Source organism: Bradyrhizobium sp. SZCCHNR1098 (assembly GCF_032489375.1).
Lineage (GTDB): Bacteria > Pseudomonadota > Alphaproteobacteria > Rhizobiales > Xanthobacteraceae > Bradyrhizobium.
On the sequence record NZ_JAUEXY010000013.1, the window covers coordinates 52537 to 68162 of the forward strand.

Sequence of the window (15626 nt, forward strand, 5' to 3'; positions counted from 1 at the left end):
GTTGCCACGTTCACTTCAAAAGTCCGGGATAAGCACCGCCGCGCCGACGACGTCACCCCGCCTCAGGCGGGCCAGAACGTCATTTGCGTCGGACAGCGGATAGGGCGTCGTATGGGTCCGTATTTGAGCCTGCTGCGCGACCCGCAGGAAATCGAGACCGTCTTGTCGCGTCAGGTTGGCGACAGACACGACCTGGCGTTCTCCCCAGAGGAGGGAATACGGGAACGTCGGAATGTCGCTCATATGAATACCTGCGCAGACCACCCGGCCACCCTTCCGAACAGCCCGCAGAGCGGCCGGAACAAGCTCGCCAGCCGGCGCGTAGATGATGGCCGCGTCCAGAGCAACATCGGGACGCTGGCCTGCCGCTCCGGCCCATGTGGCGCCAAGTTGGCGCGCGAAATCCTGCGCAGCTTGGTCGTGCTCGCGGGTGAACGCGTAGATCTGGCGCCCCTGCCAGCGGGCCACCTGGGCAACGATGTGACCGGCCGCGCCGAATCCGTAGATGCCAAGCTTCTCGGCTTTCCCTGCCATGACCAGAGACCGCCAGCCGATCAGGCCGGCGCACAGCAACGGCGCGATGGCAATGTCATCCTCCAAACCGTCGAGCGGGAATGCGAAATTTGCGTCCACGACGGCGTGGGTTGCATAGCCGCCGTTGCGTGTGTAGCCGGTAAACGTGGGCTGGTCGCAGAGATTTTCCATACCTCGTGCGCAGAACATGCAATGGCCGCACGTATGCCCCAGCCATGGAATTCCGACGCGCGCGCCGAGCTTGTGCGTCGTCACACCAGGACCAATCTGGTCGACATGACCGACGATCTCGTGTCCGGGGACGATCGGATACCGAATGTCGGGAAGCTCACCGTCGTACACATGCAGGTCAGTGCGACACACGCCGCATGCCCTGACCTTGACGCGGATCTCACCGGGACCAGGATCGGGGTCCGCGAGCGTCTCGGGCTGCAGAGGCGCTCCAGGCTTTCGCAGAACCATCGCTCGCATCGGAGAGCCTCCCGGACGAAGTTGCAGGGTAATAAGATAATCAGCCCGGCAATCGTTTGATGCTCATCAAGGACTTGGTACGAATACTGCGGCCTACCGAGCAGAGCCGGCAGGTGCAGTCAGGGAACGGAGCGGTATCGCCTCCGTGACTATGCTGGGATGATAAGTCGCGCTAGACCCGCTGCGGATTGAAACTAAGATCAATCCTCGGGATTCACCCGCCTTTCACCAACTGATGTTGGACGTGCAAATGTCGACCTACCGATTGCGGAACCTGCTTTTGCCACGCTCCATCGCTCTGATCGGAGGGAGTCCGCGACCGAACTCGGTAGGGAAGGCCATTCTCGACAATATCGTCAAGGCGCGGTTCGAGGGCAAGCTTGGCCTGGTCAATTCTCGCTATCGGGAGATATCCGATATCGCAGCCGTTGGCAGTCTCGCCGAACTGGCGTTCGTGCCGGAACTGGTGGTGATCACGACGCCCCCCCCTTCGATCCCGGCTCTCATCGATCGCGCAGGCGCGTTGGGGACGGCAGGAGCTCTGATCATTACCTCGGGTCTGGGACACGGAGAGGGGTCGCTTGCCGACCAGACCGAGAAGGCAGCGCAGAAATACGGCATGCGTCTCATTGGACCGAACTGTCTCGGCATCATGATGCCGACCATCAAGCTCAATGCGAGCTTTTCGGCGCACATGCCGGTTGTAGGCAGCCTGGCGCTCATTTCACAGTCCGGCGCTATCGCGGCGGGGATGGTAGATTGGGCTGCTCAGCGCGGTGTTGGGTTTTCCGGAATCGTCTCGATCGGCGACCAGTTGGACGTCGATCTCGCAGATCTTCTGGACCATTTCGCGTTGGACGGTGGGACCCGCGCGATCCTGCTCTACATCGAAGCCGTCAAGGACGCTCGAAAGTTCATGTCCGCGGCGCGAGCGGCGGCAAGGGTCAAGCCGGTTGTGGTGGTGAAATCGGGCCGCGGTGCCGTCGGTGCGCGAGCTGCGGCGACACATACGGGCGCGCTGGCGGGAGCGGATGCCGTCTACGACGCGGCTTTTCGCCGGGCCGGCGTTCTGCGGGTCTCCGATCTGCGCGAGCTGTTCGACTGCGCCGAAACGCTGGGGCGGGTGGAGTCGCCCATGGGCAAGAGGCTCGCCATTCTCACGAATGGCGGCGGGATCGGCGTGCTCGCCGTGGATCGACTGGTCGAGCTCGGAGGCGTGCCTGCCGCACTTTCGCCGGTCGTCCACGACAAACTCGATGCCATCCTGCCGCCGACCTGGTCCGGATCCAACCCGGTCGACATCGTCGGCGATGCCGATGCCACACGCTACACGCTCGCGCTCGAGGCGCTGCTCGCCGATCAAGCCAACGATGCAGTTCTCGTCATGAACGTTCAGACCGCGATTGCATCCGCGAGCGCCATTGCCACGGCTGTCACCGAGTTCGTCAGGACCTATCGAAAGCAGCACCAGCGCTGGGCAAAGCCGGTTCTGGCGGCATGGGTCGGTGCGGAGCAGCCGGTCATCGAAACCTTGAGCGGGGCAGGAATTCCGAACTACCCAACCGAGGATGATGCCGTTCGTGGCTTCATGCATCTCGTTCGTCATCGGGAGGTGGTCGAATCGCTTGCCGCTGTCCCGCCGGCCATGCCGAGCTCTTTTGCGCCCGACGTCGAGGCAGCCCGCAAAATTGTAGCGACGGCCCTCGCCGACGGGAGAACTTGGCTCGATCCGGTCGAGATCAGTCGCCTGCTGGAGGCCTACGATATTGCGATGGTGCCGACGTTCGCGGCGTCTTCGGTCGACGAGGCGGTCGGCTATGCGGAGCAGTTGTTCGCTCAGGGCACAACTGTCGTGCTCAAGATTTTGTCGAGAGACATCATTCACAAGTCCGACGTCGGCGGTGTCGTGCTCAATCTGACCACGGCCGAGGCCGTGCGTAACGCGGCGAACGAGATCATGGCCCGCGCGAGGGCCGTTCGGCCCGACGCACGGATTTCCGGCGTGATCGTGCAAGCCATGATCGTCCGCGCCAAGGCGCGGGAGCTAATCATGGGCATTGCCGACGATCCAACCTTCGGAACCGTGATCGTGTTCGGCAGGGGCGGTACCGCCGTCGAGATCATCAACGACAAAGCGCTCGGTCTGCCTCCGCTCGATCTCCATCTGGCGCGCAACCTCATCGAGCGGACGCGCGTCTCACGATTGCTGCACGCCTATCGTGATGTCCCGGCAGTCAAGCCCGATGCAGTCGCACTGGTGCTGGTCAAGCTTGCGCAGCTTGCAGCAGACGTTCCCGAGATTCGCGAGCTCGATATCAATCCGCTGCTCGCGGACGAGAGCGGCGTCATGGCCGTCGATGCGCGCGTCGCCGTCGGCAGGGTTCCGCCGAAATTCAAAGGCTCTGGTCCGTCGAATTTCGCCGTTCGGCCGTATCCGAGCCAATGGGAACGGCATCTCCAGGTCAAGGACGGCTGGCGAATCCTTGCGCGACCGATCCGACCCGAGGATGAGCCAACCATTCATGAGTTCCTCAAGCATGTCACCGCGGAAGACCTGCGTCTTCGATTCTTTGCCCCCATGAAGGAGTTCACGCACGAGTTCATCGCGCGCCTGACACAGCTCGACTATGCGCGCGCGATGGCTTTTGTGGCTCTCGATGAAGCGACCAACGAGCTGGTCGGCGTCGTGAGGATTCACTCCGACTCGGTTTACGAGAGCGGGGAGTACGCGATCCTGTTGCGGTCGGATCTCAAGGGACGCGGACTCGGCTGGGCGTTGATGCAGCTGATCATCGAATACGCCAAGGCCGAAGGCCTGAAGATGATTTCCGGCGACGTGCTGCAGGAGAATGTCGTCATGCTGGAGATGTGCAGGAACCTCGGTTTCGAGGTCAAAACCGATCCGACCGAACGCGACCTCTGCAACGTCAAGCTCAGGCTTTGAGCTCAGGCTTCGATTGCCTCTCACCTGATTCAGCAGGATGGGTTCAAGTCGCACGGCGGTCGTTGGGCGGCGGGCTCGCCGCCTCGCCTTCGGAGCCGCCATGCGAGCGGAGAGTTCTGATGATCATCGTCGCAATGGGAACGATGAGCAGTGGAATGAGGCTGTTGAGCGGATGGTTGACCACGCTCGAGATCTGGGCTTGCAAAGCTCGTGCTTCCAACTGCAGCGAGTCCATGGACGAGGAGTGAATCTCGTTGGCTAGTTCGAGTTCCCTGCCGGACGGTGCACGGGATGCGATGATCAGCAGGATCGCCGCAATCGCGACATTGCAGGCTCCGAGTGCTGCGGCTGCCACCACCGCGGAGGTGATCTGGACCAATGCAAGATAGGCCGCCAGCTCGAACATCAGGAGGCCAAAGACGGCAATCAGCGCCGCAAAGGCCCGGAGGCCGAGCCCGACGAGCAGGTGCCGGAGCCTGATGTCGGCAATGACCCGGTCCGTCCGCCAGAGAAGGCGCAAATGTTTAACGACATTCTCGGTATCCACTTAAGTTCTCCGCAGTAGGAGGCCAACGGCAAGACCGAGGGCGAACGCCGAAGCTGTCGCCACGATCGGACGGTCCCTGATCATCCGCTCTACCTGAACGTCTGTCTCACTTAGACGCATGCCCAGCGCCTCGATCGCTGCAGCGAGCATTCCGGCGGCTGGTTGCGCGTCCGGGTTGTCGCGCGGCGCCCCCGCGCCCCGCAACAGCTGGCTTAGCTCACGCGTCAGGCTGTCCAACTCGGTCCTGAGCGTCGTCGGGTCGATAGCCATGTTTTGTCCTCGCGCCAAAATCACTGTAGAACGCAGTCCGGCGTGATGCTTGATTTCGCTCAACCCGTTGCGCTGACGGCATTGACGTAGATCAAGCGAGGCAGATCGGCCGGATTTAGGAACGGGTGTGCCTCGGCACGCCGACTGAGGGAGACATCCAATTGCGTGCTCATCCGGGACTGACGGCCGCGACGACGGAGGATGTGCTTGAGCTTCGTCCGAGCGGATCATGGGTGTCCCTCAACGTGGCGGAGCTCGAGAGTTTGACCAGCTCTGCCGGCACCAGGGTCAACAGCGCGAAAGCCGTGAAGCTTGATCTCGGTGCCGTGAGCGAGATTGATACCGTCGGTGCCTGGTTGCTCGAGAAGCTCAGCCGCCGTGCCGCCGCTGGCGGTCGTCGGGTCGAGATGACCGGGGTAGCAGAAAACTACATCGGCCTGGTCGAGGAGGTCCGGCAGGTCAATCGACGAGCGGTCGATCCGGCACCGAGACTGAATCCGGTCCTCGCCAAACTCACGGACCTCGGTCGTTCGAGTCTGGGGGCAGCCCAGGACGTCAAAGTGTTCCTGGACATGTTGGCCGCGCTGTCCTTTGCTCTGCTGCGGACGCTACGCCGGCCGCAATCTTTGCGCGTGACCTCCCTCGTCTATCAGATGTACCGCATCGGATGGCAGGCTATTCCAATCGTGGCGTTGATCACTTTCCTGATCGGCGCCATCATCGCCCAGCAGGGGATCTTCCATTTTCGACGTTTTGGTGCCGAATCCTACGTGGTCGATATGGTGGGAATTCTGGTCCTGCGCGAGCTTGGCGTTCTGATCGTCGCGATCATGGTGGCAGGGCGATCGGGAAGCGCCTACACGGCGGAACTTGGATCGATGAAGATGCGCGAGGAGATCGATGCGCTGGTGACGATGGGGCTGGATCCCGTCGAGGTGCTGATCCTGCCTCGCATCGTTGCGTTGATCTTGACCTTGCCAATTCTCGCCTTCATCGGCTCGATGGCTGGCCTGTATGGGGGAGGGCTGGTGGCCCAGCTCTATGGTGGCATGGGACCGGCAATCTTCATCGCCCGGCTACACGATGCCATCTCGGTCACCCATTTCGAAGTGGGAATATTGAAGGCCCCGTTCATGGCCTTGGTGATCGGCATTGTTGCCTGCAGTGAAGGACTTCGTGTGAAAGGTAGTGCCGAATCGCTGGGGCAACAAACCACGACATCCGTGGTGAAATCCATTTTCCTGGTCATCGTGCTCGATGGTCTGTTCGCCGTGTTTTTTGCGTCCATTGGAATGTAGCAATGGATGATCTTGGAGTGTCCAGCGCGATCCGCGTGACCGATCTCGTCGTCGGGTTCGGCCGGCAGCTCGTTCTGAACGATCTTTCGCTCGACGTTCGTCGCGGTGAGATTCTCGGTTTGGTTGGCGCGTCAGGCGGCGGGAAATCCGTCCTGATGCGGACGATCATCGGCCTCATTCCTCGGCGCAGCGGGACCATCGAGGTCATGGGGACACCCCTTGGTGGCGCCGAGGAGCGGACGACGCAGGCTGCGGCGAGGCGCTGGGGAATTCTGTTCCAGCAGGGAGCCCTGTTCTCGTCACTGACGGTCAAACAGAACGTTCAATTTCCGCTGCGCGAGAGCCTGCAGATGTCGCAGGGCTTGATGGATGAGATCGCGATAGCCAAGCTCGAAATGGTCGGCCTTCGCGCAGAGGACGGTGATAAATTCCCAGCCGAACTATCCGGCGGCATGACGAAGCGCGCCGCGCTGGCGCGGGCGCTCGCTCTCGATCCGGCGATCGTATTTCTTGACGAGCCGACCTCCGGCCTCGATCCGATTTCCGCCGGCGATTTCGACGCCCTGATCAAGACGCTCCAACTGACGTTGGGATTGACGGTGTTCATGGTGACGCACGATCTCGCCAGTCTGAACACGGTCTGCGACCGGGTCGCTGCTTTGGCCGACGGCAAGATCGTGGCAATTGGCCCTATGAGCGATCTCCTTCGATCAGAACACCCTTGGGTCAGAGCCTATTTTCACGGCAAGCGATCCCAGATGCTGCAACCAAAAGCGAGTTGAAAGATGGAAACCCGTGCGCCTTTCGCTGTCATCGGCGGCTTCGTGCTGGCGGCCATCGTCGCGATCTTTGGCTTCGTTTACTGGCTCAACAACACCGGAGGACTCGGGCCTCGCACGACCTATCACGTGCAGTTCGAGGGCTCAGTGCCCGGCCTGCTGGTCGGAGCTGCCGTTCTGTTCAACGGAATTCGGGTCGGCGAGGTGACTGAGCTGGGCCTGGCGCCGAACGATCCGCGTCGGGTCAACGCAACGATTTCCGTGGCGTCGACGACTCCCGTGCGCGCCGACACCAAGGTGGGTCTGGAATTCCAGGGGCTGACAGGAGTGCCGGTGATCGCGCTGGAGGGCGGCTCGTCGGCAGGAGCGGCGAGTGCCATATCGACACTGATTGCAGAACCGGGCGCCGGACAAAGCATGACGCAGGCCGCCCGGGACGCCCTGCGGCGCGTCGACGCAGTGCTTGCGGAGAATGCCGGGCCGCTCAAAGACACGATCGCCAACCTCAAGACATTCTCGGACGGCCTTGCGCGGAATACCGGCAAGCTCGATGGAATCGTCTCGGGTCTGGAAAAAATGACGGGAGGCGGCGCTCCAGCACAGAAGGTCACCTATGATCTGAGCGCGCCGCGAGAACTGGGGCCGGTCAACAAGACCATCAAGGGTCAGCTCGCGATTCCTGAGCCCACGGCCGTGGCGATGCTGCAGACTCAACGCATGCTGTTCACGCCGACAAAGGACTACCCGGGGTTCGGTGATTTCCTGTGGGCTGACAGCATCCCCAAGTTATTGCAGTCACGTCTGATAGATGCCTTCGAGAATTACGATGTGGCCCACGCTCCGCTGCGGACATCCGATCTCGGCCAGCCGGATTTTCAGCTGCTGATCGATGTCCGCCGTTTCCGGATCAATGGCGACACCGCCGCGGCGGAGATTGGTCTGTCGGCTCGCCTCGTCGACAAGAACGGCAAGGTCATCGCGTCACGGCTGTTTGACGAAAACCAGCCCGTTGCCCGGCTTGATCCTGCTGGCGCCGTGTCCGCCTTCGACGAGGCCTTCGGCCGGGTTGTCAAATCGATTCTGACCTGGACGATACAGGCGCTCTGAATCGACGGGGCTATTCCAAGCTCTTCAAATACGAGAGCAGATCGTGGATCTGCGGCGGCGCAAGCTGGAATTGGGGCATGGCCGGGTGACCAGTCACGATCCCCTCCGCGAGCGCTTCGCCCAGTGATTCGATCGGGTAGCGGAGATGCAGGTTTCGGAACGGGGGTGCCGGTTCGAAGGGACTCTCTCCCGTTCGACCGATGGCATGACATCGTGCGCAGTGGGCCTTCGCGAAGGCCTGCCCACGTTGCTGCGACGTCGACGCCGCGTAGGAGGGGGGCGCCAACGCTATCGCGGCGAGAAGGTGGCACAGAACAAGCCGCTGCATTCACAATGTCCGTTGGCGCTGGCAATGGCGGCCACGATAGGGCCCGGATTGTTGGTTCGTTTGATTTGAATCAATCGGAACTTCGAGCGTCCGTTAGAATGCAATCATTATATCCTTGCGCTTGGCCCAGCGGAGCCCCGTATGAAGACGTCTCTTGTTGCAGTCGATTTCCATGGGCAGGCCTGTGCCGATTGTGCCGTGCGGGGATTCAGTGTCTGTGCGTCGCTCGACCAGTTCGAAATGCGTGAATTCGAGCAGCTCAGCCGCCGGACCCATTTTGCGACCTGCGAGACGGTTTTCGCGCAAGAAGATACGTCGTCCTGCTTCTACAACTTACTGGATGGAGTCATGAGGCTCTACAAGCTTCTCCCCGACGGACGCAGGCAGATCGTCGGATTTGCGCTGCCTGGCGACTTCGTCGGCATGACGACGGAGGAACGGCATGGATTTTCGGCCGACGCAATCGGTCCCGTCACCGTCTGCCAGTTCGCAAAGGGACCGTTCGGACGCTTTGCCGAGGACAAGCCGAACCTGCTGCGGCGGATGAACGAACTGGCCGTGCAGGAGCTGAATCAGGCGCGTGATCACATGGTACTTCTCGGACGCCGATCAGCCGAGGAGAAGGTCGCGACATTCCTCGTTGGCTGGAGGGACCGGCTGGTGGAGCTTCGGGGACCCTCTAACATGGTACCGTTGCCGATGAGTCGGCAGGATATCGCCGACTATCTCGGGCTCACCATCGAGACCGTCAGTCGAACGTTCACGAAGCTCGAACGGGAGGGCATCATCGCGATCCTGCCCGGGGGCGTCTCGCTTCGAGATTCGGCGCGAGCTGAAGCTATGGCTGCTGCCTGACGTCGCTGGCGAAACCCGCTTTGCATTGATCTGGATCAAGGACTGTCGCGCAGCCGATAGGGAACTGTGTCTCAAACTCGAACAGGGGAGAGAGACATGCCGCTCGACGCTATGATGGTCAGCTTTGCAGTTGTGGGGGTTTTTGTCGGGTTCGCTGCGGTCCTGCTTTGGGCTGATTCACAGACAAGACATCGGGTGTGAGGTACAGGCTGCCCTTGGGCTGCGGCATCTTGCGCTCAGAAGAGTAGCGCTGCTGGTCCGACGGGCGGCTGGACGACTCTCACGCGCTGCACAATGTATGCCGGGCCGCCTCTCGGGGGCGGAAACGCCTCCGGCGTCGATTGGCAGATGGCTTCGCCTTGAGCGTTCGCCGCATTTTCCTGGACAATCCGCCGATCTGCCGTATTCCGAAGTGCAATGAAATCGAGGATCGGTGGTCGCAAGTCCGAGGGATCGTCTTTGCTGGTGGCTGTAGGCGTGTCCATAGTCCCCTGACATCCGCGGGGGCCTTGGCCACCGGCTTTGGACAGCTCCCTTGGGCGGCGGTATTCGGACGCCTGGGAGATGCGGTGTGACTGAGGAAAAGCGGGCGAGCGTCCGACCTACCAACAACGGCAAACTGTCGGTGCTGCGTCAGCATCCGATTTTTCGTGAACTCGAGGCCGATGCGGTCGATCAGCTCTGCCGCTACGCCAAGCCGACATCGCTCAAGCGCGGTTCAACCATCTTCTCAAAAGGCGATCCTGGCTCAAGCTTGTATGCCGTGATCAGTGGCACCGTCAAAATCAGTGTCTCGTCGCCCGACGGCCGCAATGCCATCCTGAACCTGATCAGCGCGGGTGAGATATTCGGCGAAGTCGCCGTGCTCGACGGCCGAGAACGCACAGCCGACGCAACGGCCAATACGAACTGCGAGATTCTGGTCATCGATCGACGCGAATTCCTGCCGTTCGTGAAGAGCCAGCCGGTGCTGGCAATGAAATTCATCGAGCTGCTTTGCGATCGGCTGCGCTGGACCAGCGACCAGGTCGAGCAGGTCATCCTTCAGGATCTCCCCCGCCGCCTTGCCAGTGCGCTGCTCGGCCTGACCGACAAGCGCAAGCTGGATACCGCAAGCCGCACCATCGCCATCACTCAGCAGGAGATCAGCGAAATGGTCGGCATGACGCGGGAGAGCATCAACAAGCAGTTGCGTGCATGGGCCGCGCGGGACTGGGTCCGCCTCGAGCACGGGGCGATCGTGCTTCTGAATCCCGAGCCGTTACGCGGATTGGCGGAGGCCGGTCAAGACGAAGACGAGTAGGGGCGGCGAGGCATTTTCCGACGTCCTACCTAGCCGGTGATGGCCGTATCCCGCCGACGGCGAGCTGGATTTCCCCGGGGGGCGGACATGAACAGCGCGCTGATCGAGATCGTCTCGCCGGCCGCGAGCGCGTGAAGGACGGCGTTTATGGTTTGGTGGCACCAGCACAACAGGACGGCCATCGCTTCGGGTCGGGAAGCCGCGCTGTTCAGGACGTAGCGGGTGAAGACCGCCCAAGTGATGACGGCTGAGATCAGCATGAGCGCCGTTACGCCCACGATGACGCAAGCGGGATACAGCGCATCCATCGCCCGGCGATAGAGTCCGGCCATCGTAAGCCTCTTGATCGTCCGAACCGAGCGTGCGGTCTATGCGATGTCCTGAATGCGCTTGATCATTTCTTGGTACTTCGGACCGTATTTGTCCCAGACCGGCTTCACGGCCTTTTGGAACGGCGCCTTGTTGGCGATTTCGACGATCTCGGAGCCACCGGCCTTGGCCTTCTCAATCGCTTCCCGCTCGTAGGCCTTCCAGAGTTCGCGCTCCTCCATCTGCGCTTCGCGCGCGAACTTCTTGATCAAGGTCTGGTCGTCGGTCGACAGGTTTGCCCAGGACCGCTTCGAGAACACGAGGATTTCCGGAATGACGAGATGCTGGGTGAGCGAATAGTACTTCGCTGCCGTGTAATGATTGCTGAAGACGTAGCTCGGCGGATTGTTTTCGGCCCCGTCGATCACGCCGGTCTGCAGCGCGCTGAAGACCTGATCGTAGCCCATCGCGACGCCGTTGCCGCCAAGCGCGTTCATCATGTCGATGAAGATGGGATTGCCGATCACACGGATCTTCAGCCCCTTGACGTCCTCGACCGTCCTGATGGGCTTCCTGGTGTTGTAGATGCTGCGCGCGCCCGAATTCATCCAGCAGAGTGCGACGAGATTTGCGCTGGCATTGGCGCTGACGCGGTCCAGAAGGTCCTGACCGATCGGACCGTCCATCATCTTTTCAGAATGTTCGATGCTCTTGAACAGGAAGGGCATGTTGACGACGTTGACGTCGTCGACGATCGGGCCGAGCGCGCCGGCGCTGACCCGCAGCATCTGGATCGCCCCGATCTGGGTCTGCTCGATGGTCTCTTTCTCGCCGCCGAGCTGAGCGGAGGGATACATCTGGATCGACAGCCTGCCGTTGGTTGCCGCTGTAAGCTTTTTGCCGAGGTTTTCTGTTGCTGCAACCGTCGGATAACCCGGCGGCTGAACGTCGGATGCCTTGAACACCGCCTTCGATTGCCCAAGGGCGGCCGAGATCGGCGGCAGCGTTGCAACGCCCGCAAAGCCCACGCTCAATCTGATGAAATCGCGTCTTTTCATGGCGTCTCTCCGACGGAATGATCGTGTCGCCGCAAGGTTCGATGCGATCATCTCGTTAGCTTGGTTGATCGAAATACTCTGGATTCTTGGTCTGAATTTCAGAGATGTCGTCGAGCAGGCGTTCCAGATGACTCGCCATGGCAGCCCGGGCACGATCCGGATCGCGCCGCTCGATGGCCTGAAGGATTGGTTCGTGCTCTGCGATCACTTCGGCCATCCGTCCGATCTGCGGCAGGGTCAGTCGACGATAGCGGTCGACGTGAACCTTGACCTGAACGATCAGTTTCCAGATCCCGGGATAGCCCGCGACCTCGGCGATGCCAGCGTGAAACATCTCGTCCGCCTGGTGGAAGGCTTCGCGATCCTTTGCGGCACAGGCCTCGCGCTGACGTTCGAGGGTCGCATGAAGGTTGAGCAACTGGCTCGATGTCGCATGCTCGGCGGCCATCCGAGCGGTGGTCTCTTCGAGAGACTTTCGGATGATGATGGTCTCGGGGAGTGCTGCGACCGGAATGCGCGAGACGAAGATGCCGGACTGCGGAAAGATCTCGACCAACCCTTCATCCGAGAGTTTCAGAATGGCCTCGCGGACCGGTGTCCTGCTGACACCATAGGTCGTCGCAATCTGCGCTTCCGAGATCGGCTCCCCCGGCAGGCGCACGAGCGACACGAGTTCGGACCTGAGATCGGTGTAGATGCGTGACGCTGCTGTCGCGCCGCGGGGCCGACCATTGCGGCGCATGCGGGCAACCACAGGCCGTGGCGCTGGGGCCATTTTCCTCGGGGCTCGACTGGACATGTGCGTTTCCTCAACTGATATATTAATATATGAAGCTGGCTTTGCAATCGAAATTGCCGGTCAGCTGAGGGCTGGGCATGGTGCGCTGCGACGTAGATCGTTCGCAGGAGAGCGCCCCCGAGCGCGCAACAGAAGCCTATCGTCTTTTGATGCAGTCTTCACCTTGCCCCTGGCGGCGGATCGGTTGTTGTCGATGGTGACTTGCCGCGTCCAGAAACAGGCCCAACGTTTGCGGTGGAGCAGACACGCACGAATCTTGTTCATGCGAATGCCTCGCGAATGCTCTCGGCGGACGCATTCTTTGGTGCTACGAATCGGGCATGAACCAGCAGACTCGGGTCGACATCCGCCATTCCACCTGCCCGCACGATTGTCCGTCGGCCTGCGCGCTCGACGTCGAGGTGCTCGATCGAAAGACGATCGGCCGCGTTCGCGGCTCGAAACGGCAGACCTATACGGCTGGCGTGGTTTGCGCCAAGGTCGCGAGATATGCCGAGCGGATTCATCATCCTGAGAGGCTGATGCATCCGATGCGTCGCGTCGGCCCGAAAGGCTCAGGGCAATTTGCACGCATCTCCTGGGACGAGGCGTTGGACGTGATCGCCGAGCGGTTTCTCCAGGTGGAGCGCGACTTTGGCGCTCAGTCGGTCTGGCCATATTATTACGCGGGCACGATGGGTCTCGTGATGCGCGATGGCCTCAACCGTCTCACCCATGTGAAGAAGTACTCGCGGTTCTACTCGACGATCTGCGCCAATGTCGCGCGCATCGGCTTTGCCATCGGCACCGGGAAGATTGCCGGCGTCGATCCGCGGGAGATGGCGCTCTCGGATCTGGTCGTGATCTGGGGCACGAACCCGGTGAACACGCAGGTCAATGTCATGACTCATGCGGCGCGCGCCCGGAAGGAACGAGGCGCCAAGATCGCGGCGATCGATGTCTACGACAATGAGACCATGAAGCAGGCCGACATCAAGGTCATCCTGCGACCTGGGACCGACGGCGCATTTGCCTGCGGCGTGATGCACGTGCTGTTTCGCGATGGCTATGCCGACCGCGCCTATATGGAGAAGTACACGGATTGTCCTGCCGAACTCGAAGCGCATCTGGAGACCCGGACGCCGCAATGGGCATCGCAAATCTCTGGCGTTCCCGTGGCCGAAATCGAGGCGTTCGCCCGTCTGGTCGGAGAGACGAAGCGGACCTTCTTCCGACTGGGTTATGGTTTCACCCGCAGCAGGAACGGCGCGACGCAGATGCATGCGGCATCGTGCATTCCCGCGGTGACCGGCGCCTGGCAGTATGAGGGAGGCGGAGCCTTCTTCAACAACGCGGCGCTGTGGCATTTCGATGAATCGATCATCGAGGGCCATGATGCCGTCGATCATTCCACCCGCTTTCTCGATCAGTCGCAGATTGGGCGTATCCTCACCGGGGATCGAGCAGCGTTGTGCGGCGGTCCGCCGGTCAAGGCGATGCTGATCCAGAACACCAATCCGATGACGGTGGCGCCCGAGCAGGAGCTGGTTCGCAACGGATTTGCGCGCGAGGATCTTTTCGTCGCGGTCCACGAGCAGTTCATGACCGAGACGGCGCAGATGGCGGATATCGTGCTGCCCGCCACGATGTTCATGGAGCATGACGATCTCTATTACGGCGGCGGCCATCAGCACATTTCGATCGGACCGAAGCTGATCGACCCGCCCGGCGAGTGCCGGTCCAATCATGAGGTGCTGCAGGGCCTGGCGCGCCGGCTGCGGGCGGTGCATCCGGGCTTCGAGATGTCGCCGCGCGAGCTGATCGATGCGACGTTGAAGAAGAGCGGCCATGGCGATATCGCCGGGCTCGAGGCCGATGTCTGGCGCGACCTTCAGCCGGACTTCCGCACCTCGCACTATCTCGACGGCTTCGCGCACAGCGACGGGAAATTTCACTTCAAGGCCGACTGGGCTCATCCGCCATTCGGCCGCGTCATGGGCAATCCGGAGCGCATGCCGTCGCTGCCCGACCATTGGGCGGTGACCGAAGAGGTCGATCAACAGCATCCGTTTCGGCTTGCGACCAGCCCCGCGCGCTCGTTCCTCAACACCTCCTTCAACGAGACGCCATCGTCGCAGGCGCGGGAAGGGGGACCCTCCGTCATGATCCATCCGCTCGATGCAGCCCCGCTCGGCATTGTCGACGGCGAAATCGTCACGCTCGGCAATGAGCGTGGCCAGACCTCGCTTGCGGCCCGGCTGTTCGACGGAGTCCGGCGCGGGGTGCTGATCGCCGAATCCATCCATCCCAATCGCGCCCATGTCGGGGGGCGGGGCATCAACGTGCTCACCGCTGCCGACACCGTCGCGCCGATCGGGGGCGCGGCCTTTCACGACAACAAGGTCTGGCTGCGCAAATCGGCCGGGTGACGCCAACCTAGACGGGTCATCGAAAATATTTTTTAGAATCAATGGCTTGATGTCCTGCCTTGGTGTGCTGGCCGCGGCCGGGAAGACTTCGTTTACCCAATCGCTCCGCCTTATCGAATCCTCTTGAGCGCTGCTCATTTTTGCGATATCTATTTTGAGCATTGCTCAAAATGGAAAGAGTGATCCCATGCAGGTTCTCAGCTTTCGCGGTCCGCAGCTTTTTCCCGTCGTCGATCTCCAGCCGTTGCTGAACGGTTTGGCTCGGGCTGCGTCTCACCTTGTGGCGGCACGCGTTGAGCGCATCGCCAACGCCTGTGACGTTGCCGGCCTGCTGGCCGCGCGGCGCGCAAGGCGGGTGCCCGGAGACCGGCTTTTTCGCGCAGCTGTTCGCGAGGGACGCCGGCCTCGCCGCGGCGGCCTGTTCGGCTGCTTCCACTACCTGAGTGAGCTGAGCTGACCACGGCTCAAATCCCCGGATCAAACGCAAGGAAGCGGTCACCATGTCCTCGCGTCCCATAACCTCCGTCCAGCTGCCCTCGGTCTGGATAAGCCTTTTGCACACGACCTTCGGGCTACTCTTCGTGCTGGTCGGCGGCCGACAACAGAACGGCAGACC

The 15626-nt window shown here is 61.5% G+C and carries 14 protein-coding genes; 7 read left to right on the top strand and 7 right to left on the bottom strand.

The window, feature by feature from the left end:
- Window positions 1-15 precede the first annotated feature (15 nt).
- Entirely contained in the window at window positions 16-1005 is a 990-nt protein-coding gene (locus tag QX135_RS25115) for a zinc-dependent alcohol dehydrogenase family protein (RefSeq protein ID WP_315756131.1), read from the bottom strand.
- 250 nt (window positions 1006-1255) lie between these two features.
- On the opposite strand from QX135_RS25115, the gene QX135_RS25120 reads away from it, so the two are divergent.
- The gene (locus QX135_RS25120) at window positions 1256-3949 is read left to right on the top strand and encodes a bifunctional acetate--CoA ligase family protein/GNAT family N-acetyltransferase (protein ID WP_316180254.1); all 2694 of its coding nucleotides are present in this window, start codon (window positions 1256-1258) and stop codon (window positions 3947-3949) included.
- A gap of 43 nt (window positions 3950-3992) precedes the next feature.
- Here the strand turns inward: QX135_RS25120 and QX135_RS25125 are convergent, their stop codons facing one another.
- Complete coding sequence (locus QX135_RS25125) at window positions 3993-4496, bottom strand: phage holin family protein (protein ID WP_315739039.1); 504 nt, start codon at window positions 4494-4496, stop codon at window positions 3993-3995.
- 431 nt (window positions 4497-4927) lie between these two features.
- On the opposite strand from QX135_RS25125, the gene QX135_RS25130 reads away from it, so the two are divergent.
- From QX135_RS25130 to QX135_RS25140, 3 genes are read left to right on the top strand one after another with little or no spacing between them, the layout of a single operon-like run.
- Window positions 4928-6064 (top strand): MlaE family lipid ABC transporter permease subunit, encoded by a 1137-nt coding sequence (locus QX135_RS25130; RefSeq protein WP_316180257.1) that lies wholly within the window; start codon window positions 4928-4930, stop codon window positions 6062-6064.
- Window positions 6065-6066: 2 nt separating this feature from the next.
- Window positions 6067-6846 carry an ABC transporter ATP-binding protein gene (locus QX135_RS25135; protein ID WP_315739035.1) on the top strand — a complete coding sequence of 260 codons (780 nt, stop codon included), beginning with the start codon at window positions 6067-6069 and terminating at the stop codon, window positions 6844-6846.
- 3 nt (window positions 6847-6849) lie between these two features.
- A complete protein-coding gene (locus QX135_RS25140) occupies window positions 6850-7950 on the top strand; it encodes an ABC-type transport auxiliary lipoprotein family protein (protein ID WP_315739034.1) in 1101 nt (366 codons plus the stop codon).
- A 10-nt stretch (window positions 7951-7960) separates the two neighbouring features.
- Here QX135_RS25140 and QX135_RS25145 read toward each other — a convergent pair whose 3' ends face one another.
- A complete protein-coding gene (locus QX135_RS25145) occupies window positions 7961-8278 on the bottom strand; it encodes a cytochrome c (protein ID WP_315739033.1) in 318 nt (105 codons plus the stop codon).
- A 141-nt stretch (window positions 8279-8419) separates the two neighbouring features.
- Between QX135_RS25145 and QX135_RS25150 the strand changes: the two genes are divergently transcribed.
- Window positions 8420-9133 carry a helix-turn-helix domain-containing protein gene (locus QX135_RS25150; RefSeq protein WP_315739032.1) on the top strand — a complete coding sequence of 238 codons (714 nt, stop codon included), beginning with the start codon at window positions 8420-8422 and terminating at the stop codon, window positions 9131-9133.
- Window positions 9134-9704: 571 nt separating this feature from the next.
- Window positions 9705-10436 carry a Crp/Fnr family transcriptional regulator gene (locus QX135_RS25155; protein ID WP_315739031.1) on the top strand — a complete coding sequence of 244 codons (732 nt, stop codon included), beginning with the start codon at window positions 9705-9707 and terminating at the stop codon, window positions 10434-10436.
- A 29-nt stretch (window positions 10437-10465) separates the two neighbouring features.
- On the opposite strand, the gene QX135_RS25160 is transcribed toward QX135_RS25155, so the two are convergent.
- The 3 genes from QX135_RS25160 to QX135_RS25170 are packed head-to-tail and all read right to left on the bottom strand — an operon-like array spanning window position 10466 to window position 12545.
- Window positions 10466-10768, bottom strand: a complete 303-nt coding sequence (locus tag QX135_RS25160) for a hypothetical protein (RefSeq protein ID WP_316180260.1) — start codon at window positions 10766-10768, stop codon at window positions 10466-10468.
- 36 nt (window positions 10769-10804) lie between these two features.
- On the bottom strand, window positions 10805-11803 hold the full coding sequence (locus QX135_RS25165) for a TRAP transporter substrate-binding protein (protein ID WP_315796565.1): 999 nt from the start codon (window positions 11801-11803) through the stop codon (window positions 10805-10807).
- A 55-nt stretch (window positions 11804-11858) separates the two neighbouring features.
- Complete coding sequence (locus QX135_RS25170; RefSeq protein ID WP_315756124.1) at window positions 11859-12545, bottom strand: GntR family transcriptional regulator; 687 nt, start codon at window positions 12543-12545, stop codon at window positions 11859-11861.
- Window positions 12546-12922: 377 nt separating this feature from the next.
- Between QX135_RS25170 and QX135_RS25175 the strand changes: the two genes are divergently transcribed.
- The gene (locus QX135_RS25175) at window positions 12923-15010 is read left to right on the top strand and encodes a molybdopterin oxidoreductase family protein (RefSeq protein WP_316180262.1); all 2088 of its coding nucleotides are present in this window, start codon (window positions 12923-12925) and stop codon (window positions 15008-15010) included.
- 16 nt (window positions 15011-15026) lie between these two features.
- Here QX135_RS25175 and QX135_RS25180 read toward each other — a convergent pair whose 3' ends face one another.
- Window positions 15027-15512 carry a hypothetical protein gene (locus QX135_RS25180; protein WP_316180264.1) on the bottom strand — a complete coding sequence of 162 codons (486 nt, stop codon included), beginning with the start codon at window positions 15510-15512 and terminating at the stop codon, window positions 15027-15029.
- Between the last annotated feature and the right edge of the window lie 114 nt (window positions 15513-15626).

Bases quoted from the DNA above. Each gene is read 5' to 3' on its own strand.
- QX135_RS25115 (WP_315756131.1), bottom strand. From the start codon at position 1,005: ATGCGAGCGATGGTTCTGCGAAAGCCTGGAGCGCCTCTGCAGCCCGAG.
- QX135_RS25120 (WP_316180254.1), top strand. From the start codon at position 1,256: ATGTCGACCTACCGATTGCGGAACCTGCTTTTGCCACGCTCCATCGCT.
- QX135_RS25135 (WP_315739035.1), top strand. From the start codon at position 6,067: ATGGATGATCTTGGAGTGTCCAGCGCGATCCGCGTGACCGATCTCGTC.
- QX135_RS25140 (WP_315739034.1), top strand. From the start codon at position 6,850: ATGGAAACCCGTGCGCCTTTCGCTGTCATCGGCGGCTTCGTGCTGGCG.
- QX135_RS25145 (WP_315739033.1), bottom strand. From the start codon at position 8,278: ATGCAGCGGCTTGTTCTGTGCCACCTTCTCGCCGCGATAGCGTTGGCG.
- QX135_RS25150 (WP_315739032.1), top strand. From the start codon at position 8,420: ATGAAGACGTCTCTTGTTGCAGTCGATTTCCATGGGCAGGCCTGTGCC.
- QX135_RS25160 (WP_316180260.1), bottom strand. From the start codon at position 10,768: ATGGCCGGACTCTATCGCCGGGCGATGGATGCGCTGTATCCCGCTTGC.
- QX135_RS25165 (WP_315796565.1), bottom strand. From the start codon at position 11,803: ATGAAAAGACGCGATTTCATCAGATTGAGCGTGGGCTTTGCGGGCGTT.
- QX135_RS25170 (WP_315756124.1), bottom strand. From the start codon at position 12,545: ATGCGCCGCAATGGTCGGCCCCGCGGCGCGACAGCAGCGTCACGCATC.
- QX135_RS25175 (WP_316180262.1), top strand. From the start codon at position 12,923: ATGAACCAGCAGACTCGGGTCGACATCCGCCATTCCACCTGCCCGCAC.
- QX135_RS25180 (WP_316180264.1), bottom strand. From the start codon at position 15,512: ATGGTGACCGCTTCCTTGCGTTTGATCCGGGGATTTGAGCCGTGGTCA.